The organism is Streptomyces sp. DH12 (assembly GCF_020873895.1).
Classification (GTDB): Bacteria; Actinomycetota; Actinomycetes; order Streptomycetales; family Streptomycetaceae; genus Streptomyces.
Map to the genome: position 1 here is coordinate 1 of NZ_JAHWGT010000502.1, position 586 is coordinate 586.

The 586-nt window shown below is 71.2% G+C and carries 1 protein-coding gene; it reads left to right on the forward strand.

Annotation, left to right across the window (positions count from 1 at the left end; all coding sequences use genetic code 11):
* The coding region (locus LPA54_RS35420) for a beta-ketoacyl synthase (protein ID WP_368857891.1) at positions 1 to 496 on the forward strand (496 nt) is incomplete at its 5' end.
* Positions 497 to 586 lie beyond the last annotated feature (90 nt).

The window sequence follows — 586 nt, forward strand, 5'->3', positions numbered from 1 at the left end:
TGTCTACGCGGAGGCGGTGGGCCAGGGCATCTCGGCCGACGCGCACGACATCGTGCAGCCGGAGCCGGAGGGGCGGGGCATCTCGCACGCCCTGCAGAACCTGCTGGACCGCACGGACCTGGACCCGGCGGAGATCGTGCACGTGAACGCGCACGCGACGTCGACGCCGGCCGGTGACATCGCCGAGCTGAAGGCGCTGCGGAAGGTGTTCGGGGACGACGCGGACCACATCGCGGTGTCCGCGACGAAGTCGATGACCGGTCATCTGCTGGGCGGCGCCGGTGGTGTGGAGTCGGTGGCGACCGTGCTGGCGCTGTACCACCGGGTGGCTCCGCCGACGATCAACGTGGAGAACCTGGATCCCGAGGCCGAGGCGAACGCGGACGTGGTCCGCGGTGAGGCGCGGAAGCTGCCCGTGGACGGGCGGATCGCCGCGTTGAACGACTCGTTCGGGTTCGGTGGGCACAACGTGGTGCTGGCGTTCCGGACGGTCTGATCGCCCACGGGCGGTTCGGGAAGGGGTTCACCTCTCGGGGTGAGCCCCTTCCCCGTCGTGGGGGTCGAGCGCGCAGTTCCCCGCGCCCCT